The organism is Ramlibacter ginsenosidimutans (genome assembly GCF_016654015.1).
Classification (GTDB): Bacteria; Pseudomonadota; Gammaproteobacteria; order Burkholderiales; family Burkholderiaceae_C; genus Ramlibacter; species Ramlibacter ginsenosidimutans.
Genome location: NZ_JAEPWM010000014.1, coordinates 23,196 through 45,875 on the forward strand (window position 1 = coordinate 23,196; position 22,680 = coordinate 45,875).

General features: G+C 68.6%; 19 protein-coding genes. 13 read left to right on the plus strand and 6 right to left on the minus strand.

The window, feature by feature from the left end; translation table 11 throughout:
* Positions 1–28: 28 nt before the first annotated feature.
* Positions 29–1,849, plus strand: coding sequence for a dihydrolipoyl dehydrogenase (gene lpdA / locus JJB11_RS23535; protein WP_201177373.1), 1,821 nt, complete (start codon positions 29–31; stop codon positions 1,847–1,849).
* A 3-nt stretch (positions 1,850–1,852) separates the two neighbouring features.
* Here the strand turns inward: lpdA (JJB11_RS23535) and JJB11_RS23540 are convergent, their stop codons facing one another.
* Together JJB11_RS23540 and JJB11_RS23545 are read right to left on the minus strand one after the other, a co-directional pair.
* Positions 1,853–2,359 (minus strand): pilin, encoded by a 507-nt coding sequence (locus JJB11_RS23540; RefSeq protein WP_201177375.1) that lies wholly within the window; start codon positions 2,357–2,359, stop codon positions 1,853–1,855.
* A gap of 56 nt (positions 2,360–2,415) precedes the next feature.
* A complete protein-coding gene (locus JJB11_RS23545; RefSeq protein WP_201177377.1) occupies positions 2,416–3,009 on the minus strand; it encodes a C40 family peptidase in 594 nt (197 codons plus the stop codon).
* Positions 3,010–3,143: 134 nt separating this feature from the next.
* Between JJB11_RS23545 and JJB11_RS23550 the strand changes: the two genes are divergently transcribed.
* On the plus strand, positions 3,144–4,289 hold the full coding sequence (locus JJB11_RS23550) for a PQQ-dependent sugar dehydrogenase (RefSeq protein ID WP_201177379.1): 1,146 nt from the start codon (positions 3,144–3,146) through the stop codon (positions 4,287–4,289).
* Between the two features lie 111 nt (positions 4,290–4,400).
* Here JJB11_RS23550 and JJB11_RS23555 read toward each other — a convergent pair whose 3' ends face one another.
* Positions 4,401–5,054, minus strand: a complete 654-nt coding sequence (locus tag JJB11_RS23555; RefSeq protein WP_201177381.1) for a response regulator — start codon at positions 5,052–5,054, stop codon at positions 4,401–4,403.
* 16 nt (positions 5,055–5,070) lie between these two features.
* A complete protein-coding gene (locus tag JJB11_RS23560; protein WP_201177383.1) occupies positions 5,071–6,165 on the minus strand; it encodes an ATP-binding response regulator in 1,095 nt (364 codons plus the stop codon).
* A gap of 198 nt (positions 6,166–6,363) precedes the next feature.
* Between JJB11_RS23560 and JJB11_RS23565 the strand changes: the two genes are divergently transcribed.
* The 7 genes from JJB11_RS23565 to JJB11_RS23595 all read left to right on the plus strand — a co-directional run bounded on the left by JJB11_RS23565 (position 6,364) and on the right by JJB11_RS23595 (position 16,788).
* Positions 6,364–6,972 carry an isochorismatase family protein gene (locus tag JJB11_RS23565; protein ID WP_201177385.1) on the plus strand — a complete coding sequence of 203 codons (609 nt, stop codon included), beginning with the start codon at positions 6,364–6,366 and terminating at the stop codon, positions 6,970–6,972.
* An 84-nt stretch (positions 6,973–7,056) separates the two neighbouring features.
* A complete protein-coding gene (locus tag JJB11_RS23570; RefSeq protein WP_201177393.1) occupies positions 7,057–8,949 on the plus strand; it encodes a propionate--CoA ligase in 1,893 nt (630 codons plus the stop codon).
* Positions 8,950–9,140: 191 nt separating this feature from the next.
* Positions 9,141–12,011 carry a 2-oxoglutarate dehydrogenase E1 component gene (locus tag JJB11_RS23575; RefSeq protein WP_201177394.1) on the plus strand — a complete coding sequence of 957 codons (2,871 nt, stop codon included), beginning with the start codon at positions 9,141–9,143 and terminating at the stop codon, positions 12,009–12,011.
* Between the two features lie 108 nt (positions 12,012–12,119).
* Positions 12,120–13,385 carry a 2-oxoglutarate dehydrogenase complex dihydrolipoyllysine-residue succinyltransferase gene (gene odhB, locus JJB11_RS23580; protein ID WP_201177396.1) on the plus strand — a complete coding sequence of 422 codons (1,266 nt, stop codon included), beginning with the start codon at positions 12,120–12,122 and terminating at the stop codon, positions 13,383–13,385.
* Between the two features lie 90 nt (positions 13,386–13,475).
* Positions 13,476–14,894, plus strand: a complete 1,419-nt coding sequence (gene lpdA / locus JJB11_RS23585) for a dihydrolipoyl dehydrogenase (RefSeq protein WP_201177398.1) — start codon at positions 13,476–13,478, stop codon at positions 14,892–14,894.
* Between the two features lie 110 nt (positions 14,895–15,004).
* Positions 15,005–16,102, plus strand: coding sequence for a cell division protein ZapE (gene zapE, locus JJB11_RS23590; protein ID WP_201177400.1), 1,098 nt, complete (start codon positions 15,005–15,007; stop codon positions 16,100–16,102).
* Entirely contained in the window at positions 16,099–16,788 is a 690-nt protein-coding gene (locus JJB11_RS23595) for a PspC-like choline-binding domain-containing protein (protein WP_201177403.1), read from the plus strand. The genes zapE and JJB11_RS23595 overlap by 4 nt, the downstream gene beginning before the upstream one ends.
* Before the next feature lie 7 nt (positions 16,789–16,795).
* Here the strand turns inward: JJB11_RS23595 and JJB11_RS23600 are convergent, their stop codons facing one another.
* The gene (locus JJB11_RS23600; protein ID WP_201177405.1) at positions 16,796–17,566 is read right to left on the minus strand and encodes a PP2C family protein-serine/threonine phosphatase; all 771 of its coding nucleotides are present in this window, start codon (positions 17,564–17,566) and stop codon (positions 16,796–16,798) included.
* 96 nt (positions 17,567–17,662) lie between these two features.
* Here JJB11_RS23600 and JJB11_RS23605 point away from each other — a divergent pair, with 96 nt between their 5' ends.
* Both JJB11_RS23605 and yoaA read left to right on the plus strand, forming a co-directional pair.
* Entirely contained in the window at positions 17,663–17,866 is a 204-nt protein-coding gene (locus JJB11_RS23605; protein ID WP_201177514.1) for a YdcH family protein, read from the plus strand.
* Entirely contained in the window at positions 17,866–19,935 is a 2,070-nt protein-coding gene (yoaA, locus tag JJB11_RS23610; protein ID WP_201177407.1) for a DNA repair helicase YoaA, read from the plus strand. The genes JJB11_RS23605 and yoaA overlap by 1 nt, the downstream gene beginning before the upstream one ends.
* Positions 19,936–19,981: 46 nt before the next feature.
* Here the strand turns inward: yoaA and JJB11_RS23615 are convergent, their stop codons facing one another.
* A complete protein-coding gene (locus tag JJB11_RS23615; RefSeq protein WP_201177409.1) occupies positions 19,982–20,785 on the minus strand; it encodes an outer membrane protein assembly factor BamD in 804 nt (267 codons plus the stop codon).
* A 45-nt stretch (positions 20,786–20,830) separates the two neighbouring features.
* Here JJB11_RS23615 and JJB11_RS23620 point away from each other — a divergent pair, with 45 nt between their 5' ends.
* Together JJB11_RS23620 and scpB are read left to right on the plus strand one after the other, a co-directional pair.
* Positions 20,831–21,871 carry an RluA family pseudouridine synthase gene (locus JJB11_RS23620; protein WP_207190131.1) on the plus strand — a complete coding sequence of 347 codons (1,041 nt, stop codon included), beginning with the start codon at positions 20,831–20,833 and terminating at the stop codon, positions 21,869–21,871.
* A gap of 96 nt (positions 21,872–21,967) precedes the next feature.
* Complete coding sequence (scpB, locus tag JJB11_RS23625; protein ID WP_201177411.1) at positions 21,968–22,678, plus strand: SMC-Scp complex subunit ScpB; 711 nt, start codon at positions 21,968–21,970, stop codon at positions 22,676–22,678.
* The last annotated feature ends 2 nt before the right edge of the window (positions 22,679–22,680 follow it).

The window sequence follows — 22,680 nt, forward strand, 5'->3', positions numbered from 1 at the left end:
CCTGTGGGGCGGCCCTGCAGGAGCAGCAATGGCACTGACGGAAGTGAAGGTTCCCGACATCGGGGACTTCAAGGAAGTGGCCGTGATCGAGGTGCTGGTGAAGCCCGGCGACACGATCAAGGCGGAGCAGTCGCTCATCACGGTGGAGAGCGACAAGGCCTCGATGGAGATTCCTTCCTCGCACGCGGGCGTGCTGAAGGAATTGAAGGTGAAGGTCGGCGACAAGGTGGCCGAAGGCACGGTGATCGCGCTGGTCGAGGCGGCTGCCGCTGCGGCTGCGTCCCCTGCCGCGAAGGGCGGGGCGGCGGCGCAAGCCGCTCCTGCAGGCAGTACGGCCGCGGCGCCCCCACCCCAACCCTCCCCCAGCGGGGGAGGGAGCAAGAGTCCCCAGGCCGCCGGCTCCTACTCCGGCGGCGTGGATCTCGAATGCGAGATGCTGGTGTTGGGCGCCGGCCCCGGCGGCTATTCCGCCGCGTTCCGCGCGGCCGACCTCGGCATGAAGACCGTGCTCGTCGAGCGCTACGCCACCCTGGGTGGCGTGTGCCTCAACGTCGGTTGCATCCCGTCCAAGGCGCTGCTGCACGTGGCCGCGGTGATGGACGAAGTGAGCCACTTCGACGCGCTCGGCATTTCCTTCGGCAAACCGACGGTCGATCGCGCGAAGCTCAAGGCGCACAAGGACAAGGTGGTCGGCAAGCTGACCGGCGGCCTCGCCGCCATGGCCAAGATGCGCAAGGTCACCACCGTGCGCGGCATCGGCACTTTCCTGGATGCCCATCACGTGGAGGTGCAGGAGACCACGGGCACCGGCGCCGAAACCACCGGCAAGAAACAGGTGATCCGCTTCAAGACCGCGGTCATCGCGGCCGGCTCGCAGGCCGTGCAGCTGCCTTTCATGCCCAAGGATCCGCGCGTGGTGGATTCCACCGGCGCCCTGGAACTCGCGACGGCCCCGAAGCGCATGCTGATCCTCGGCGGCGGCATCATCGGCCTCGAGATGGGCACGGTGTACTCCACGCTGGGCGCGCGCCTGGACGTGGTGGAAATGCTCGACGGCCTCATGCAGGGCGCCGACCGCGACCTGGTGCGCGTGTGGCAGAAGATGAACACGCCGCGCTTTGACAACATCATGCTCAAGACCAAGACCGTCGGCGCCGAAGCGACGAAGGACGGGATCCTGGTCCGCTTCGAGGGCGAGCAGGCGCCCAAGGAGCCGCAGGTCTATGACCTCGTGCTGCAGGCCGTGGGCCGCAGCCCGAACGGCAAGAAGATCGGCGCCGAGAAGGCGGGCGTGAACGTCACCGACCGCGGCTTCATCCCGGTGGACATCCAGATGCGCACGAACGTGCCGCACATCTTCGCGATCGGCGACATCGTGGGGCAGCCCATGCTCGCGCACAAGGCCGTGCACGAGGCGCACGTCGCCGCCGAAGCCGCCGCGGGTGAGAAGAGCGCGTTCAACGCGCGCGTCATCCCGAGCGTCGCCTACACCGACCCCGAGGTCGCGTGGGTGGGCCTCACCGAGGACGAGGCGAAGAAGCAGGGCATCGCGATCAAGAAGGGGCACTTCCCCTGGAGCGCGTCGGGCCGTGCGATCGCCAACACGCGCGACGAGGGTTTCACCAAGCTGCTGTTCGATGCGGAAACGCACCGCATCCTGGGCGGCGGCATCGTGGGCACGCACGCGGGCGACATGATCGGGGAGGTGGCGCTGGCCATCGAGATGGGGGCCGACGAGATCGACATCGGCAAGACCATCCACCCGCACCCCACGCTGGGCGAAAGCATCGGCATGGCCGCGGAGATCGCGCACGGCACCTGCACGGACGTGCCGCCGCCGCGCAAGTAGCGCTCAGCGGCAGCGCGGGGGCAGCAGGCCGGCGGGCACGCTGGTGCGGTCCTCGCCCTGCGCCTGCATCGGGGCGGGCGGCCCTGCACGTCCGCACAGCCACACGAGCGGAACCACGCGCGCGTCCGGCACGCCGGCGGGGCGCACGGTGAGCACCTGGCCCTGCAAGGCCTTGCTGGCCTGGTTGCCGAAGGTGATGTGGATCGCGCCGTTGCTGACCGTGACGGACCGCACCCGCTCGTTCACGATCTTCTCCGCGGCAGGCAGGTGCGCCGCGGCGTTGTCGGCGGGCAGCGGCTCGCCCAGCAACCACGCGGCCTGGATGGCCGGCTTCGCCACATCCGCCAGGGACAGCGCCTGCGCGACCTGGTCGCGCTCCATGCGTTCGATGTAGCTGGGCAGCGCGATCGTCGCCAGGATGCCGACCACGACCAGCACCATCATCAGCTCCAGCAGGGTGAAGCCCGGCTCCGCCCGCCTCGCGCGGCGGTGGGAAGCGGACGCGTTCACGGGGGTGGACTGCAGCCGTGCCGGATTGCGCACGCGCAGTGCGCCTGCAGCGGTGCCTATTGCTGAGCCGCGGCGGTCGCCGGCGCTTCGGCCGGTTGCAGCACGCGCCGGGCGCCGTCGAAGCGCGAGGACCAGTAAGGCACGGCCATGTCCTCGACCCGGACCTGGGCGCCGGGCTTCGGAGAGTGGATGAACTTGTTGTCGCCGATGTAGATGCCGACGTGGCTGAAGGCGTGACGCAAGGTGTTGAAGAACACCAGGTCGCCCGGTTGCAGGTCCTGCCGTTCGATCTTCTGCGTGGCCGCGGCCTGTTCCTTGGCGCGGCGGGGCAGGATCATGCCCACCGTCTGCTCGTACATCGCCTTGACGAAGCCGCTGCAGTCGAACCCGGTGGCGGCGGAATTGCCGCCGCGGCGATAGGGCACGCCCAGGTAACCCATCGCGTTCACGACCAGTTCGGAGGCCCGGTTGGCGACGTGGCTCGCACTGTCGCTGACCCGGTTGCCGACGTTCGCCCGGACTTCCTCCAGGCGATCGAACAGGCGCTTTTCCGCCATGAACCGGCCGACGTCGTCTTCGGCGCTGGCCGGCGGCGCGGCGTGCGCGGTGGCGGCGGCAGCAAGGAGCAGCAAGCTCAGCCAAGGCTTCATGGTTGCGGAGGGTAGCCGGCGGCTGCGCCGCGCGTCAAGTGATGAGTTGATTCCAAGTTCTTGATTTGTTTCGATTTCCTGCCGGCGCGCGGGGCGGCCCCGGAACTGTGGCGGTTGGGAAACAATGCAGCCACATGCGCAGCAAGATTCGAACCCTGTGCGGCCGCCTGCTCTCCGGAGGTCTGGCCGCAAACGGCAAGGCCGCCATTCTGGCAGCTTTGCTGGCTCAGCCGGCCTGGGCCGCCGGCGTGAAGCCCGAGACCGTCGCCTCCGGCCTGGAGCATCCCTGGGCCGTCGCCTTCCTGCCCGAGGGCGGCTACCTCGTGACGGAGCGCCCCGGGCGCATGCGCATCGTGAGCGCGGAGGGTCGTGTGGGCCCGCCGCTCACGGGCGTCCCCGAGGTGGTCCGCGGCGGGCAGGGCGGCCTGCTGGACCTCGTTGTCGATGCCAGGTTCGCCAGCAACCGCCAGCTGTATTTCTGCTACTCGCAGCCGGGGCCCGGGGGCAGCAGCACCGCACTGGCGCGCGCGCGCCTGCCGCAGGGCGGCAAGGGCCTGGTGGACGTCCGCGTGCTGTTCACCGCGGTGCCGCGCCTTTCCAGCAGCCTGCAATTCGGCTGCCGCATCGTGGAGGCGAAGGACGGCACGCTCTTCCTCACCGTCGGCGACCGCTTCTATCCGAAGGAGCAGGCGCAGACGCTGGACAACGACCTGGGCAAGATCGTGCGCATCGCCAAGGACGGCAGCGTGCCGCAGGACAACCCCTTCGTGGGCCGGTCCGGCGCCCGCCCGGAAATCTGGAGTTACGGGCACCGCAATCCGCAAGGCGCGACGCTCGGGCCCGAGGGGGCGCTGTGGACCCATGAACACGGCCCGCAAGGCGGCGACGAGATCAACGTCATCCAGCCGGGCCGCAACTACGGCTGGCCGGTGATCACGTATGGCGAGAACTACGGCGGCGGCAAGATCGGCGAGGGCATCACGCACAAGGACGGAATGGAGCAGCCCCTGCACTACTGGGTGCCCTCGATCGCACCCTCCGGCATGGCCTTCCTCACCAGCGACCGCTACGGCGCCGAGTGGCAGGACAACCTGTTCGTGGGCTCGCTGAAATTCGCCTACCTCGATCGGATCGTGCTCGCGGGCGGCAAGGTCGCGCGCGAGGAGAAACTGCTGCAGGGCATCGGCCGGGTGCGGGACGTGCGGCAAGGCCGCGACGGGCTGCTGTACCTCCTCACCGACGAGAGCGACGGGAAGCTGGTGCGGCTGCTGCCGCAGTGAGCTGGGGTTCGCCTGCGGCTCACCGCCAGCCTACCAAGCCAACGACTTGCTCGTACGCTGGCGGGTTCCTCGTAGGCTGGCGGTGAGCGAAGCGAACCCCAGCGATGGCGGTCAGGCCTTCACCAGCCCCTTGCGCACCGCATAGCGCGTGAGGCTCGCGATGTCGTTCAGGCGCAGCCGCTCCATGATGCGCGCGCGGTGCACGTCCACGGTCTTCGGGCTCAGTCCGAGCTCGAAGGCGATCTCCTTGGCCGATTTTCCTTGCGCGATGAGCGTCAGGATCTCCACCTGCCGCGTGGTGAGCTCGTCGTCCACGGTCGGCTCCGACGGTTGCAGCAGGCGTTGCGCCACCGCGGCGCTGAAGTAGCTGCCGGTTGCCATCACGCCGCGCAGCGCCTGCTCCAGCTCGAAGGGCGGCGCGTCCTTCATCAGGTAGCCGCACGCGCCGTTCGCCACGGCGCGCTTGACGAAGTCCACCGTGTCGTACATCGACAGCACGATGACCTTCACGTCGGGAAAGCGGTTGTGGATCTCGGAGATCGCGGTGATGCCGTCCATGCCGGGCATGGAGATGTCGGTCATGACGACGTCGGGCTTCACGGACTCCAGCAGCTGGAGCAGTTCGTTGCCGTTGCGCGCCTCGGCGATCACCTGCACGCCTTCCACGGTGGAGAGCAGGGCCCGGATGCCGGACCGGACCAGGTCGTGGTCGTCCGCCAGGACCACCTGGATGGGAAGGGAAGCGTTCAAGTTTTTCTGGATCATGTTGCCCGCCTCATTGTCACAGGACCGCACGGATCGCCACCCCGCCGCCTTCGCGGGTGCGGATGTGGAGCCGGCCGCCGGCCAGCTCCGTCCGTTCGATCATGCCGTAGAGGCCGATGTTTCTCTCGCTCTGGCGGCCATTCAGGACCGCCGGCTTGTCGAAGCCCACCCCATCATCGACGATCAGCAGGCTGATGCGCCCGCCCGGCAGGAAACGCAGGCGCACCCACACCATCGACGCGTTCGCGTGCCGCACGGTGTTGGTCAGGGCCTCCTGCACCAGGCGCACGGCGACGGCAGCGTTCTCCTCCAGCTTCTTCGGCTCCGCGCCGCGCGTGCTGAGCACGCACTGCACGCCGGCCGGCTCCGCGATGCGCTGCATCGCCGACTGCACCGCCGGCACCAGTCCCAGCAGGTCCAGCTGCGCCGGGCGCAGCGAGAACGACAGGGTCTTGAGCTGTTGCAGCGCGCCGTTCGCGAGTTCGGCCGCGGTGGAGCTGTGCTTGCGCCGCGCGTCGGTATCTCCCGCGCGTTCCGAAGCGTGCAGGTGGATCACCACCGCCGTCAAGGTCTGTCCGAGCTGGTCGTGCAGTTCGCGGGAGATGTGGGACCGTTCCCTCTCCTGTGCCAGGACGAATCGCGCCGAGAGTTCCTTCAGCCGGGCGTACGCGCCCTGCAGCTCCGCGTCGAGTTTTTCCTTTTCCTGCGCCCGCCGCCGCTCCTCCAGCACCCGGCCGATGATCTGGGGCAGGGTGCCCAGCTTGTCCTTGGTGAGGTAGTCCTTGGCGCCGCAACGCAGGACGTGCACCGCCGCCTCCTCGCCGATGGCCCGAGTGAGCACGATCAGGGGCACGTTGCTGCGCCGGGTGATCAGGATCTGCAGCGCGGCGTAGGGCGAGAAACGGGGGAGGTTGAAATCGCACAGGATCACGTCCCAGCCGCCGTCCAGGGCCGCCACGAAACTGGCGGCATTGTCCACGCGGTGCAACTCGTAGCGCCGCGCGGGATCGGCCCGCTCCAGCGCGATGCCCATGAGCTCCACGTCATCCGGGTTGTCTTCGACGCACAGCAGCCGGATGGGTGGATTGTCGGGAACTGCGCGGCTGGACATGGGGTGCGCGAAAGTTTACCGTCGGGCTCGATGCACTCCACTTAGGCGAGTTCCCTATGAGTGCGTCCACATGTGTCCGAGGGGATTCACAGAAGCGCGTGGTTCGGGCGGATGGATCGCAGCGGATCGCGGCGCCCACCATGCGGCCGCCCTGCGGCCGGTCCGGGCGCGCGGATAATCCCCGGCGAAGGACTCCCTATGCTGCTGGACGCCGAAGAATCGCAACTGGTGCTGGTCGACTACCAGCAACGCCTCATGCCCTCCATCCACGAGGGCGACCGCGTGGTGGAGAACGCCGTGCGGCTCGCGCGCATCGCGCAACTGCTGCAGGTGCCCGTGTGGGCCACCGAGGAAAACCCGGACGGACTGGGCGGCACCGTGGAAGTCCTGCAGCCGCTGGTGGCCGGGCGCGTGCTGTCCAAGATGGAGTTCGACGCCACCAGCGTGCTGCTGCCCCGGCTCAAGCCCGCGCCGCGCCAGCAGGGCGGGGGCAACGCGCGCAGCCTGCCCAAGCACCTGCAGAAGGCCGCGCCGCCGCCCGATGCAGGACGCGAGAGCATCGTGCTGGCCGGCTGCGAGGCGCATGTGTGCCTGATGCAGACCGCGCTGGGCCTGCTGGAGGAGGAAGTGGAAGTCTGGGTCGTCACGGATGCGTGCAGTTCGCGCAGCGAGCGCAACCGGGACGCGGCGTTCGACCGCCTCGCCGGCGCGGGCGCGGAGCTCGTCACCACGGAGATGGTCGCGTTCGAATGGCTGCGGGATGCGGGACATCCCCGGTTCAAGGAAGTCCTCGGCATCGTCAAATAGAAGCCCGGCGTCCGACCGCAAGCGTCAGGCGCCCGCAAGCTGCGTGGCGGACGCTCCACGTTCAACGCTCCACCGGGGACAGGCATGGCATATGCGGACTTCTACCGTCGCTCGATCGAGGATCGCGACGCCTTCTGGGCCGATCAGGCGAAACTGATAGCCTGGCACGTGGCGCCGCAGCAGATCTGCGACGCCAGCCGGCCGCCGTTCTACCGCTGGTTCGCCGGCGGGCGCACCAACCTGTGCCACAACGCGGTGGACCGGCACCTGTCCGCGCGCGGCGACCAGGCCGCATTGATCTACGTGTCGACCGAAACGGGGAAGGAGCGCGTCTACAGCTTCCGTGAACTGCATGCCGAGGTGCAGCGCATGGCGGCGGTGCTGCAGGCCCTGGGCACGCGCCAGGGGGACCGCGTGCTGATCTACATGCCCATGATTCCGGAGGCGGTGTTCGCGATGCTCGCGTGCGCGCGCATCGGGGCGATCCATGCCGTGGTCTTCGGCGGCTTCGCCTCCCATTCGCTCGCCTCCCGCATCGAGGACGCGACCCCGCGCGTCGTCGTCAGCGCCGACGCGGGTTCGCGCGGCGGCAAGGTGATGCCGTACAAGCCGCTGCTGGACGAAGGCCTGCGTCTTTCCAGCCACAAGCCGGATGCGGTGCTGCTGGTCGATCGCGGGCTCGCGCCGATGGAGACGGTGGCCGGTCGCGACCATGACTGGGCGACGCTGTCCGCCCTGCACCGGGATACCCAGGTGCCCTGCGCGTGGCTGGATGCGACCGACATCAGCTACACGCTCTATACCAGCGGCACCACGGGCAAGCCCAAGGGCGTGCAGCGCGACGTCGGCGGCTACGCGGTGGCGCTCGCCGCGAGCATGAAGCACATCTTCCTGGGCGAGCCCGGCGAGACCTACTTCTCGACCAGCGACATCGGCTGGGTCGTGGGCCACAGCTACATCGTCTACGGTCCGCTGATCGCGGGCATGGCGACCATCCTGTACGAAGGCCTGCCGATCCGGCCCGACGCCGGCATCTGGTGGAGCCTGGTGGAGAAGTACAAGGTCGCCTCGATGTTCAGCGCACCGACCGCGGTGCGCGTGCTGAAGAAGCAGGATCCGGCCTTCCTGAAGAAGTACGACCTCTCCAGCCTGAAAGCGCTGTTCCTGGCCGGCGAGCCGCTCGACGAGCCCACCGCGCGCTGGATCAACGACGGCCTGGGTGTGCCCGTGATCGACAACTACTGGCAGACCGAGAGCGGCTGGCCCATCCTCACGATCGCCAACGGTGTCGAAAGGCAGCACAGCAAGTTCGGCAGCCCCGGCGTGCCCGTGTACGGCTACGACGTGCGCATCGTGCACGAGTCCACCGGCGAGGAACTCACGGGCCCGGACCAGAAGGGCGTGGTCGTGATCGAGGGGCCGACGCCGCCCGGCTTCATGCAGACCGTGTGGAAGGACGACGAGCGCTTCGTCAAGACCTACTGGTCCAGCATCCCGGGCCGGCAGGTGTACAGCACCTTCGACTGGGGCATCCGCGACGAGGACGGCTATTTCTATATCCTCGGACGCACCGACGACGTGATCAACGTGGCGGGCCACCGCCTGGGCACGCGCGAGATCGAGGAGAGCATTTCCAGCCATCCCAACATTGCCGAGGTCGCGGTGGTCGGCGTGGCCGATGCGCTCAAGGGCCAGGTGGCCATGGCCTTCGCGGTCGTGAAGGACGCCTCGGCGCTCGGCGACGCGAAGGCGGCGCTCAAGCTCGAGGGCGAGGTGATGAAGCTGGTGGACGACACGCTCGGCGCCGTGGCGCGGCCCGCACGCGTGCGCTTCGTGACCGTGCTGCCCAAGACCCGCAGCGGCAAGCTCCTGCGCCGGGCGATCCAGGCGGTGTGCGAAGGCCGCGACGCCGGCGACCTCACCACCATCGAGGACCCCACGGCCCTGCAGCAGATCAAGGACCTCGTGCAGGCCTGAGCGCGGCTGCGCTCCGCTTGCATTGGGCGGGAATCACCATACCTTGGTGATAACCCGTATTCGGTGGCACAATCCGGACCGCAACAAGGCCCCTTCCAGCCACAGTCGCATCCGCCAACCGGTAAAGCCGTGCCGCGGAGGGTTTTCCAACCAGCTCAGGCTCCCTGCAGGGGAGCGGAAAGTAGCGAAGGATGAGCGACCACAGCTCCGTCTACACTGCCTATCAAGGCAACTCGTATCTCTTCGGGGGCAACGCGCCCTATGTCGAGGAGATGTACGAGAACTACCTCGCCAATCCCGGCAGCGTGCCGGACCACTGGCGCGAGTACTTCGACGCCCTCCAGCACGTTCCTGCCGTCGACGGCAGCAACGCCAAGGACGTCCCCCACCTTCCGGTCGTCAACGCCTTCGCGCAACGCGCCAAGCAGGGCGGCACCAAGGTCGTCATCGCCGGTGGCGCCGACCTCGAACTCGCCCGCAAGCGCACCGCGGTCCAGCAGCTGATCGCTGCCTACCGCAACGTGGGCGTGCGCTGGGCCGACGTCGACCCGCTCAAGCGCGACGTTCGCGAGAACATCCCGGAGCTCGAGCCGTCCTTCTACGGTTTCACCGACGCCGACCAGGAAGCGGTGTTCAACACCAGCAACACCTTCTTCGGCAAGGAGTCGATGTCGCTGCGCGAGCTGATCAACGCGCTGCGCGAGACGTACTGCGGCACCATCGGCGCCGAGTTCATGTACATCAGCGACCAGAACCGCAAGCGCTGGTGGCAGCAGAAGCTGGAGTCGATCCGCTCCAAGCCAAACTTCGACGCCGAGAAGAAGCGCCACATCCTCGACCGCCTTACCGCGGCCGAAGGGCTTGAGCGCTTCCTGCACACCAAGTACGTGGGCCAGAAGCGCTTCTCGCTGGAAGGCGGCGAGAGCTTCATCGCCTCGATGGACGAGCTGGTCCAGCAGGCCGGCGCCAAGGGCGTGCAGGAAGTGGTGATCGGCATGGCCCACCGCGGCCGCCTGAACGTGCTGGTCAACACGCTCGGCAAGATGCCCGCTGACCTGTTCGCCGAGTTCGAGCACACGGCGCCGGAAGACCTCCCCGCCGGCGACGTCAAGTACCACCAGGGCTTCAGCTCCGACGTCAGCACCCCTGGCGGCCCGGTGCACCTGTCGCTGGCCTTCAACCCTTCGCACCTGGAAATCGTCAACCCGGTGGTCGAGGGCTCGGCACGCGCCCGCATGGACCGCCGTGGCGATGACCAGGGCAAGCAGGTGCTGCCGGTGCTGGTGCACGGCGACGCGGCCATCGCCGGCCAGGGCGTGGTGCAGGAGACGCTCGCGCTGGCCGAGACCCGTGGCTACTTCACGGGCGGCACGGTGCACATCGTCATCAACAACCAGATCGGCTTCACCACCTCCGACCCGCGCGACTCGCGCTCCACGCTGTATTGCACGGACGTGGTCAAGATGATCGAGGCGCCGGTGCTGCACGTGAACGGCGACGACCCGGAAGCCGTGGTGCTGGCGACGCAGCTCGCCCTGGAGTACCGCCAGGAATTCGCCAAGGACGTGGTGGTGGACATCGTCTGCTTCCGCAAGCTGGGCCACAACGAGCAGGACACGCCGGCGCTGACGCAGCCGCTGATGTACAAGAAGATCGCGGCGCACCCCGGCACGCGCAGGCTGTACGCCGACAAGCTGGCCGCGCAGGGCCTCGGCGACACGCTGGGCGACGACATGGTCAAGGCCTACCGCGCCGCCATGGACGCCGGCAAGCACACGGTCGACCCGGTGCTGTCCAACTTCAAGAGCAAGTACGCCGTCGACTGGGCGCCCTTCCTCGGCAAGAAGTGGACCGACGCGGCCGACACCGCGATCCCGCTGGCCGAGTGGAAGCGCCTGGCCGAGCGCATCACGACCGTGCCCCAGAACTTCACCGTGCACCCGCTGGTGCGCAAGGTGCTGGAAGACCGCGCGGCCATGGGCCGCGGCGAGGTCAACGTCGACTGGGGCATGGGCGAGCACATGGCCTTCGCCTCGCTGGTCGCCTCCGGCTACCCGGTGCGCCTGTCCGGCGAGGACGTGGGCCGCGGCACCTTCGTGCACCGCCACGCCGTGCTGCACGACCAGAACCGCGAGCGCTGGGACGTCGGCACCTACGTGCCGCTGGAACACGTCGCCGACAACCAGGCGCCCTTCGTCGTCATCGACTCCATCCTGTCGGAAGAGGCGGTGCTGGGCTTCGAGTACGGCTACGCCTCCAACGACCCGAACACGCTGGTCATCTGGGAAGCGCAGTTCGGCGACTTCGCCAACGGCGCGCAGGTGGTGATCGACCAGTTCATCGCCTCGGGCGAAGTGAAGTGGGGCCGCGTCAACGGCATCACGCTGATGCTGCCGCACGGCTACGAGGGCCAGGGTCCCGAGCACAGCTCGGCGCGCCTGGAGCGTTTCATGCAGCTGTCGGCCGACGCCAACATGCAGGTCTGCCAGCCGACGACGGCCAGCCAGATCTTCCACCTGCTGCGCCGGCAGATGGTGCGCAACCTGCGCAAGCCGCTGGTGATCATGACGCCCAAGTCCCTGCTGCGGAACAAGGACGCCACCTCGCCGCTCGCGGAGTTCACCAAGGGCACGTTCCAGACGGTGATCCCGGAGAACAAGGAACTGAAGGCCGACAGGGTCAAGCGCCTGGTCGTGTGCTCGGGCAAGGTCTACTACGACCTGGCCAAGAAGCGCGAGGAGAAGGGCGCCGACGACGTCGCCATCATCCGCGTGGAGCAGCTGTATCCGTTCCCGCACAAGGCGTTCGCCGCGGAGCTGAAGAAGTATCCCAACGTGACCGACATCGTGTGGTGCCAGGACGAGCCGCAGAACCAGGGCGCGTGGTTCTTCATCCAGCACAACATCCACGAGAACATGCAGGAAGGCCAGAAGCTGGGTTATGCCGGCCGGGCGGCCTCCGCATCGCCCGCCGTGGGCTATTCGCACCTGCACACGGAGCAGCAGAAGGCGCTGGTGGATGCCGCCTTCGCGAAGCTGAAGGGATTCGTCCTCTCCAAGTAGCGATGTTTCCGACGCCTCCGGCGCGGAAATGTCTGCGCGCGGTCGACACGGACCTGGTGGCCGGTCACCGCGCGCGGGTGCACCCAATCGAATCTAGAAAGAACTCCAATGGCTATCGTTGAAGTAAAGGTCCCGCAACTGTCCGAGTCGGTTGCAGAAGCGACCCTGTTGCAGTGGAAGAAGAAGGCCGGCGAGGCCGTGGCGGTGGACGAGATCCTGATCGAGATCGAGACCGACAAGGTGGTGCTCGAAGTGCCTGCCCCCAGCGCCGGCGTGCTCGCCGAGATCGTGGTCGCCGACGGAGCCACTGTCACCGCCGACCAGGTGATCGCGAAGATCGACACCGAAGGCAAGGCCAGCGCCGCGGCGCCGGCAGCGACTGCGAAGGCGGCTGCTCCGGCTCCCGCTGCCGCGAGCGCCGCTGCCCCGGCCACCGGAGGCTCCAGGTCCGACGTGGCCATGCCCGCCGCCGCCAAGATGATGGCGGACAACAAGCTGGCCACGGGTTCCGTCGCCGGCACCGGCCGCGACGGCCGCGTGACCAAGGGCGACGTGATCGGCGCACTGGCCGGCGGCGCCACCGCCAAGGTCGCTGCTCCCGTCCCGGCCCCGGCTGCCGCGCGTGCCCCGCTGGCGCAGGTCGCCGCGCCCGTGGGCGGCGCGGACCTGGGCGATCGCCCCGAGCAGCGCGTGCCGATGTCGCGCCTGCGCGCGCGCGTGGCCGAGCGCCTGCTGCAGTCGCAGAGCACGAACGCCATCCTCACCACCTTCAACGAGGTCAACATGGCCCCGGTGATGGAGATGCGCAAGCGCTTCCAGGACAAGTTCGAGAAGGAACACGGCGTCAAGATCGGCTTCATGTCCTTCTTCGTGAAGGCGGCCGTGCACGCGCTCAAGAAGTACCCGGTGATCAACGCCTCGGTGGACGGCAACGACATCGTCTATCACGGCTACTTCGACATCGGCATCGCCGTGGGCTCGCCGCGCGGGCTGGTGGTGCCCATCCTGCGCAATGCGGACCAGATGTCCTTCGCCGACATCGAGAAGAAGATCGCCGAGTACGGCGCCAAGGCGCGCGACGGCAAGCTGGGCCTGGAAGAACTCACCGGCGGAACGTTCTCGATCTCGAACGGCGGCGTGTTCGGCTCGATGCTGTCCACTCCCATCATCAACCCGCCGCAGTCCGCCATCCTCGGCGTGCACGCGACCAAGGACCGCGCGGTGGTGGAGAACGGGCAGATCGTCATCCGCCCGATGAACTATCTCGCCATGTCCTACGACCACCGCATCATCGACGGCCGCGAAGCCGTGCTGGGCCTGGTGGCGATGAAGGAAGCGCTGGAAGATCCGGCGCGGCTGCTGTTCGATATCTGAGAAAACCAGGGGTTAGGGGCTAGAGGCTAGGGACCAGGGCAACAGCCGGTTCCTCCCCAGACCCTAGGCCCTAGAACCTAGCCCCTCACCATGAGCAAACAATTCGACGTCGTCGTCATCGGCGCCGGCCCGGGCGGCTACATCGCCGCCATCCGCGCGGCGCAGCTCGGTTTCAACACCGCCTGCATCGACGAGTGGAAGACCCAGGACGGCAAGCCCGCGCCGGGCGGCACCTGCACCAACGTCGGCTGCATCCCGTCCAAGGCGCTGCTGCAGTCGTCCGAGAACTACGAGGAAGCCGCGAAGCATTTCGGCGACCACGGCATCTCGATGAAGGACCTCGCGATCGACATCGGCAAGATGGTCGCGCGCAAGGACGCCGTCGTGAAGCAGAACAACGACGGCATCCTGTACCTGTTCAAGAAGAACAAGGTCACCTTCTTCCATGGCCGCGGCTCGTTCGCCAAGGCGACGGAGGCCGGCTACGAGATCCAGGTGGGCGACGAGACCGTGGTCGGCAAGCACGTGATCGTGGCCACCGGCTCGAACCCCCGCGCGCTGCCCGGCGTGCCCTTCGACGAGGAGAAGATCCTCTCGAACGACGGCGCCCTGCGCATTCCTTCGGCGCCCAAGAAGCTGGTGCTGATCGGCTCGGGCGTGATCGGGCTGGAGATGGGGTCCGTGTGGCGTCGCGTCGGCTCGGAAGTGACGGTGCTGGAAGCGCTGCCCACCTTCCTGGGCGCGGTCGACGAGCAGATCGCCAAGGAGGCGCAGAAGGCGTTCACCAAGCAGGGCCTGAAGATCGAGCTGGGCGTGAAGGTCGGCGAGATCAAGACGGCGGGCCAGGGCGTCTCGGTGGCGTACACCACGGCCAAGGGCGAGCAGCAGGTGCTGCAGGCCGACCGCGTGATCGTCTCCATCGGCCGGGTGCCGAACACCAATGGCCTGAAGCCGGAGGCCGTGGGCCTGAAGCTGGACGAACGCGGCGCCATCGTGGTCGATGCCGAGTGCCGCACCAACCTGCCCAATGTCTGGGCCGTGGGCGACGTCGTGCGCGGCCCGATGCTGGCGCACAAGGCCGAAGAAGAGGGCGTCGCGGTGGCCGAGCGCATCGCGGGCCAGCACGGGCACGTCAACTTCAACACCATCCCGTGGGTGATCTACACCAGCCCCGAGATCGCATGGGTGGGCCGCACCGAGCAGCAGCTCAAGGCCGACGGCGTGCAGTACAAGGCCGGCACCTTCCCCTTCCTGGCGAACGGCCGCGCACGTGCGCTGGGCGACACGACGGGCATGGTCAAGTTCCTCGCGGACGCCAGGACCGACGAGATCCTGGGCGTGCACATCGTGGGCCCCATGGCCAGCGAGCTGATCTCCGAAGCCGTCGTGGCGATGGAGTTCAAGGCCTCCGCGGAAGACATCGCCCGCATCTGCCACGCGCACCCGTCGCTCTCCGAAGCGACGAAGGAAGCCGCGCTGGCCGTGGATAAACGCACGCTCAACTTTTGAGAAAGTGAACGCAGAGTGCGCAAAGGTGACGCAGAGGACGCAGAGAAGACCATCATGAATTTTTCTGCGTCCTCTGCGAAACCTCTGCGTCCTCTGCGTTCACCTGTCCAATGAGCGTCCGCGACGTCTATTACGACGAGCTGAAGGCGCGCGGCTACGACAGCGACCCCGCGCAATTGCGTGGCGTCAATGCGCTGGACCGGTGCGCGACCGAGTGGTCGCAGTACAAGGGGCAGCGCTCCAATGCGATCAAGAAGCTGATCAACCGGCCGCCGATTCCGCGCGGCGTCTATCTGTACGGCGGGGTGGGGCGCGGCAAGAGCTTCCTGATGGACTGCTTCTTCCAGGCCGTGCCGGTGGTGCGCAAGACCCGCCTGCACTTCCACGAGTTCATGCGCGAGGTGCACCGCGAGCTCGCGGAGCTGCAGGGCACCGTGAATCCGCTGGACGCGCTCGGTGCGCGCATCGCCAAGCGCTATCGCCTGATCTGCTTCGACGAGTTCCACGTCGCGGACATCACCGACGCGATGATCCTGCACCGGCTGCTGGTCGCGCTGTTCGACAACGGCGTGGGCTTCGTCACCACGTCCAATTTCTGCCCGGACGATCTCTACCCGAACGGCCTGCACCGCGATCGCATCCTGCCCGCCATCGCGCTGCTGAACGAGAAGCTGGAAGTCGTCAACGTGGACAACGGCACCGACTACCGGCGCCGCACCATGGAGCAGGTGAAGCTGTACCACACGCCGCTCGGGCCCGAAGCCGACGCCGAGATGGACCAGGCCTTCACGCAGCTCGCCGCCTCGCGCGACGAGGATCCGGTCCTGCAGATCGAGCACCGCGAGATCCGAGCGCGCCGCAAGGCCGGCGGGGTGGTGTGGTTCGACTTCCGCACCCTGTGCGGCGGCCCGCGCTCGCAGAACGACTACCTCGAGATCGCCACGCAGTTCCACACCGTGCTGCTCAGCGACGTGCCGCGCATGTCGGTCCGCAACGCTTCCGAGGCACGAAGATTTACCTGGCTGGTGGACGTCCTTTACGATCGCCGTGTCAAACTGATCCTGTCGGCCGCGGTGCCGCCGGAGGCGCTGTACACCGAGGGGCCGCTGGCCCACGAGTTCCCGCGCACCGTGTCCCGCCTGGCCGAGATGCAGTCCGCCGACTTCCTCGCCCTCGAACACCGCACCGTCGACACCCGCCTGACATGACGACCCAGCTGCACCGAACGTTCCACGCCTGGCTGCCGCGCCGCGGCCTCCTCGCGCTGGCGCTGCTCGCGTCGGCGGCGGTGCATGCGCAACAGGTGCCCAACGAAGCAGCGGAGCGGGAACGGCTGCACAGCGAGCACGCCTCGGCCGACAAGCGCCTGGCCGAGGCGCAGAAGGCCTGTCGCGCGAAGTTCGCCGTCAACGACTGCCTCGACAAGGCGCGGCGCGAGTACAACGCGACGGTCGGCGAACTCAAGCGGCAGGAGCGCATCCTCGACGATGTCCAGCGCAAGCAGCGCGCCGCTGCCCGCCAGAAGGAGATCGACGAGCGCAACTCGCCCGAGCACCAGCAGCAGGAGGCTGCCAAGCGCGCGAAGTCGCTGGCGGACCAGCAGGAGCGCGAGGCCCGCGCGGCGGAAAAGGCAGCCAAGCGCAGTGCCGACGAGGCGGAGCATGCGAAGCGCGGCGTCCAGGTCAAGACGCCCAGGGGCGAGCCGGGCCCGCAAGGCAGCCCGCGCGATCCGCACGCGCCCGAGGCCCACGGGCCCACGCCCGAAGAGGCTGTCAGGAATCGGGCGGCCTACGAGGAGCGGCTGCAGGAAGCCGAGAAGCACAAGGCGGAAGTCGCTGCGCGCAATGCGCAACGCAAGAAGCCGGCCGCGGCCGACCTGCCGCCCCCGCAGTAGGCCGGCCTCAGCCGGCCAGGGGCTCGAGCTTCACGATGACCAGCGACAGGTTGTCGCCACCGCCGTGGGCCCGCGCGCGGGCCTTCTCGATCAGGAACTCGCTGGCTTCGCGCGGCGACAGCGAGGACAGGACCGAGCCCAGTTCCTCGTTGCTGAAGTAGTGCCACACGCCGTCGCTGCAGGCGAGCAGCGAGTCGCCCGGGCGCAGCTTGGGGATGAAATGCAGGTCGACCCGCGGGTCGTCTTCGGCGCCGAGACAGCCCATGAGGATGTTGGACTGCGGATGGACGTTGGCCTCTTCCTCGGTCAGCTCGCCCCGGTCCACCAGCGTCTGCACGTAGGAGTGGTCCATCGTGCGCTTCACCAGCGCGTTGCCGTGGAAGTGGTAGATGCGCGAGTCGCCGGCGTGGGCCCAGTGGCATTCGCCGTTCGGGTTGATGATGAAGACCGCGATGGTGCTGTGCGGCTCCTGCTCGGAGGAGATCGCGGTGAGCTTGATCACCACGTGCGACTCCTGCACCATCTGCCGCAGGATGCTGGGCGTGTCTTCGCGCGCCGGGGAGTAGCGCTCGAAGAGCTGCTTGCAGGTCATCATGACCTGGTCGGACGCCTTGCGCCCGCCGCTGCGTCCGCCCATGCCGTCGGCGACCACGCCGAGAACGCAACCGTTCACGCGCGGGTGCGCGATCAGGGCGATCTGGTCCTGCTGGTACTCCCGGTCTCCCTTGTGGATGCCCGTGGAGGCGGTGAGTCGATAGCCGTCGCTGGTGCTGCTCATGGACGAGAAGTGAAGCGCTGGAGCGCGTTCGCTCGATTATTGCCGGTCGAGGACGTATTATTGAACGAACCGTGGCGGCGCTCTGCCGTTCATCCCTTGGACTCCAATCTCCACTCTCCCGAAAGGCGCCTGATCGAGCTGCGCATGGAGCACGCCGACCTGGACGCGCTGATCGACCGCACCGCGGAGGAATCCCCGGTCGACGAGCTCATGATGCGCCGCCTGAAGAAGCGCCGCCTGGCGCTGCGCGACCAGATCGCGCGGCTCGAACTCGCGCTCGATCCCAAAGAACCGGCGTGATGACGGATTCGGCAGTCGCGCCTGCGGGGCACCCCGACGAGCCCGCCGGCGCCTGGGCACCCGCGCCGGCGCAGGATCTCGAGCAACTCGCGCGCGAAGCCTTCGTGCCGGGCGGCGTGCTTTCGCGCGCCGCCGATGCGTTCCGGCCGCGGCCGGGCCAGACCGAGATGGCGGCGGCCGTGGCCCGCACCATCACCGCGGGCGGCGCTCTGGTCGTCGAGGCCGGCACGGGCGTCGGCAAGACCTTCTCCTACCTGGTGCCCGCGCTCCTGAGCGGCGAGCGCGTGCTGCTCTCGACGGCGACCAAGACCTTGCAGGACCAGTTGTTCGCGCGCGACCTGCCGCGCCTGGCCCAGGCGCTGGGCCTGCCGGTGCGCATGGCGCTGCTCAAGGGCCGCGGCAGCTACCTGTGCACGCATCGCCTCGAACTCGCGCGCCAGGATGCCAGCCTGCCGGACCGCAGTGCGCTGCGCACGCTGGCGAAGATCGAGCAGTGGGCCCAGGGGACGCGCACGGGCGACCTGGCGGAGATGCCGGGCCTGGACGAACGCTCACCGGTCTTGCCGCTGGTGACCTCGACGCGCGAGAACTGCCTGGGCTCGCAATGCCCCAAGTTCCGCACCTGCCACGTCAACGCGGCGCGCCGCGAGGCGATGGCCGCCGACGTCGTGGTGATCAACCACCATCTCTTCTTCGCCGACCTGGCGGTGCGCGAGTCGGGCATGGCCGAACTGCTGCCCAGCGTGCGCGTGGTCGTCTTCGACGAGGCGCACCAGCTCAATGAAACCGGCGTGCAGTTCCTCGGCCGCCAGCTGGGCACCGGGCAGGTCCTGGACTTCACGCGCGACCTGCTGGGCGCGGGCCTGCAGTTCGCGCGCGGGCTGGTGGACTGGCAGCAAATCGCCGGTGCCACCGAGCGCGCCGCGCGCGAGCTGCGGCTGGTGGTGGGCCGCACCGTGCCGGGCGCGCGCCTGCGCTGGGTGAGCGCGGCGCCCGAAGGCGTGTCCGACGTCGCCTGGGGCGAAGCACTGGCGGCGCTGGAGACGGCCTTGCAGCTGGCCGCCGAAGGCCTGGCGACCGTCAGCGAGATCGCCCCGGACTTCGTGCGGCTGCACGAACGCGCGACGCTGCTCGCGCAGCGCGTGCGCGCCTTCGACCAGCCGGCCGAAGCGGGCGCGGTGCGCTGGCTCGACGTTGGCACGCACCTGCGGCTGGTGGAGTCGCCGCTGGACATCGCCGAGGCCGTGCAGCAGAAATTGCTCAAGACCGGGCAGGACCCGGAGAACGAGAGCGCGCGCCGCGCCTGGATCTTCACCTCCGCCACGCTGGGCGACGATGCGCGCCTGTCCTGGTTCACCGAGCCCTGCGGACTGGGCGAGGCCGAGGTGCTGCGGGTGGCGAGTCCGTTCGACTACCCGACCCAGGCGGCCCTCTACCTTCCGCGCGACCTGCCGCGCCCGAACGACCCCGGCCACAGCGCCGCGGTCGCGCGGGTCGCGGAAGCCGCGGCCCGCCGCATCGGCGGCCGGACCATGGTGCTTACGACCACATTGCGCGCCTTGCGCGCCATCGGCGAGCCGCTGCAGGCGCGCTTCGACGGTTCGGGCGAGGTGGAAGTGCTCGTCCAGGGCCAGTGGCCCAAGCGGCGGCTGATCGAACGCTTCCGCGAGGGCGCGGGCGAGGGCCGTCCGGGCTGCCTGCTGGTCGCGTCCGCTTCCTTCTGGGAAGGCGTCGACGTCCCGGGGGACGCATTGCAGCTCGTGATCATCGACAAGCTGCCCTTTCCGCCGCCGGGCGACCCGCTGGTGGAAGCCCGCGGCCAGCGGCTGGAGTCGCAGGGCCGCAGCCCCTTCAACGACTACTTCGTGCCGGAGGCGGCGGTCGCATTGAAGCAGGGTGCCGGCCGCCTGATCCGCCGCGAGAGCGACCGGGGACTGCTGGTGGTCTGCGACACGCGCCTGGCGCAAATGGGCTACGGCCGGAGGCTGCTCGCCGCGCTGCCGCCGATGCGGCGCCTGCAGGACGAAGCGCAATTCGAGGAGGCGCTGGACCAGCTGGCGCCAGAATGAAAAAGGGCCGCTATGCGGCCCTTGCGTGATGACGAGTCCTGGCGACTCACCAGAACTTGTACCAGGGGGAGTCGGGGCCCTTGCCGTCGCCCGTGAGATACGGGCTTTGCGGGTACGTCTTCTCCAGCACGCGCTTGGCGTCGTCGCGCAGCTGCACGAGGCCCAGTGCGTCGTAGCTGCGCACCAGGATGAACAATGCCTCTTCCAGCGCGGGCACGTCGCGGTACTCCGCGAGCGCGGTCTGCGCGCGGTTGATCGCGGCCACGTAGGCGCCGCGGCTGTAGTAGTAGCGCGCGACGTGCACCTCGTAGCGGGCCAGCGAGTTGACGATGTACGTCATCCGCGCCCGCGCATCCGGCGTGTACTTCGAGTCCGGAAAGCGCGCGGCCAGGTCCTTGAACGCCTCGAACGACTCCTTGGCGGCCTTCTGGTCTCGCTCCGACAGGTCCTGCTTCGTCATGAAGGAGAACAGGCCGAGGTTGTCGTTGAAGTTGACGATGCCCTTCAGGTACAGCGCGTAGTCCATCGCGGGACTGGCCGGATGCAGCTTGATGAAGCGGTCCAGGGTGGCGAGCGCCTGCGCCTGCTCGTTGGACTTGTAGTAGGCATAGGCGCGCTCCAGTTGCGCCTGCTGCGCGAGCGGCGTGCCGGCGGCACGGCCTTCGAGCTTCTCGTACAGCGGGATCGCCTTGTCGTAGGCGCCCGAGTTCATTTCGTCCTTCGCCTCGGAGTAGATGCGGTTCGGACTCCACGTGGCGGTCTTGTCCTCGTCCTTCAGGCTGGAGCAGCCCGCCAGCACGGACGCGGCGAGGACGACGGGGACCACCGATAATTTGGCGCGAGCAAGCATGCAACTCTCTTGACCGAAGGGCGAGCCATTATATCGACCGACCCCCTGCAGTCCCCCACGGAGGACCTGCTCGACGAGCCCGGCGCCGAGGCGGAGACGCGTCCTTTCGCGATCGAGGCGGCCGATCACGGCGAGCGGCTGGACCGCGCGCTGGCGCGCCTGGTGCCGGAGTTCTCGCGCAGCTACCTGCAGCAGCTGATCGAAAGCGGCGCGGTGCGCCTGCGCGGCGCCACGGTGACCAAGGCCGCGCAACGCGTGAAGGCGGGAGAAGCCGGCGACATCGTGCTGCGCCCCACGCCGCAGAGCCAGGCCTTCCAGCCCGAGGCCATGCCGCTGGCCGTGGTGCACGAGGACGAGCACCTGCTCGTGATCGACAAGCCGGCCGGCCTCGTCGTGCATCCCGCGCCCGGCAACTGGAGCGGGACGCTGCTCAATGGCCTGCTGGGACGCGATGCGCAGGCCCGGCTGCTGCCGCGCGCCGGCATCGTGCACCGCCTGGACAAGGACACGAGCGGGCTCATGGTGGTCGCCCGCACGCGCATGGCGATGGACCGGCTGGTGGCGATGATCGCCGCGCGCGAAGTGTCGCGCCAGTACCTCGCGCTTGCACACCGGGCGTGGCAGGGGCCGGTGCAGCGACGTGTCGATGCGCCGATCGGGCGCGACCCGCGCAACCGGCTGCGCATGGCGGTGGTCGACCTCGATCGTCATTCCGGCAAGCCCGCCGCCACCGTCTTCCGGCTGCTGGAGCAGGGCGCCGAGGGCTGCGGCGTGCTGTGCATGCTGGAGACAGGGCGCACCCACCAGATCCGCGTGCACCTCGCGCACATCGGCCATCCCATCGCGTCCGATCCGCTGTACGGCGGAGCGCAGGTGGCCGGCCTCGCGCGCCAGGGTCTGCACGCGTTCCGGCTCGCGTTTGCGCATCCCGTCACGGGCCAGTCGCTTGCGTTCCACGCACCGATGCCCGCTGACCTTCGAGCCGCGTGGGCCGCCTGGGGCCTGCGTTACAATGAACCCGAATGGCTCACGAGCCAGCCGGCGGCGGCCGCCCTCGATGGCGGACCCGGCCCGGCCAGCGCGTAGCGTGACCCCGGGAGGAGTCCGCGCCGCGACGACAACCACCAAGCCCTGGGCCGAGATAGCTTTGCCTCGCGAGGCACTCTTCCACACGACGAAACGATGAATACGGCGGATGCCAGGCGCGTCCTCGAAACCGCGCTGATCTGCACGCAGCAGCCGCTCACCGTGCGGGAGCTGCGGGTGCTTTTCAACGACGAGCTCGGGGCCGACACAGTGAAGGAGCTGCTCGGCGAGCTGCAGGCCGAGTGGGCGCAACGCGGGGTCGAACTCGTGTGCGTGGCCAGCGGCTGGCGCTTCCAGAGCCGCCCGGAGATGCGCGAGTACCTCGACCGGCTGCATCCCGAGAAGCCGCCGCGCTACAGCCGCGCCGCGCTGGAGACGCTGGCGATCATCGCCTACCGCCAGCCGGTCACGCGCGGCGACATGGAAGACATCCGCGGCGTCACCATCAACACGCAGATCCTCAAGCAGCTGGAAGACCGCGGCTGGGTCGAGGTGATCGGCCACCGCGAGGCGGTCGGCCGGCCCGCGCTCTACGCCACTACGCGCCAGTTCCTCGACGACCTCGGCCTCGCTTCGCTCGACCAGTTGCCCGAATTGCAGGGCCCGACGCGCGAGGGGGTGTTCGAGGCGTTCGCACGCGCCGGCGCACCGCAGCCCGAGCTGGCGATGGCCGAAGAATCGCCGGCCGCCGAGGGCGACTCCACAGCCGCCGTGCCAGCGGCCGACTCCGACACCGGCGAACACGCCGGCCCGCCTCCTGCCGCCGGCATCGGCGACCACGACCCGGCGCAAGCCATCGAGACCTGACC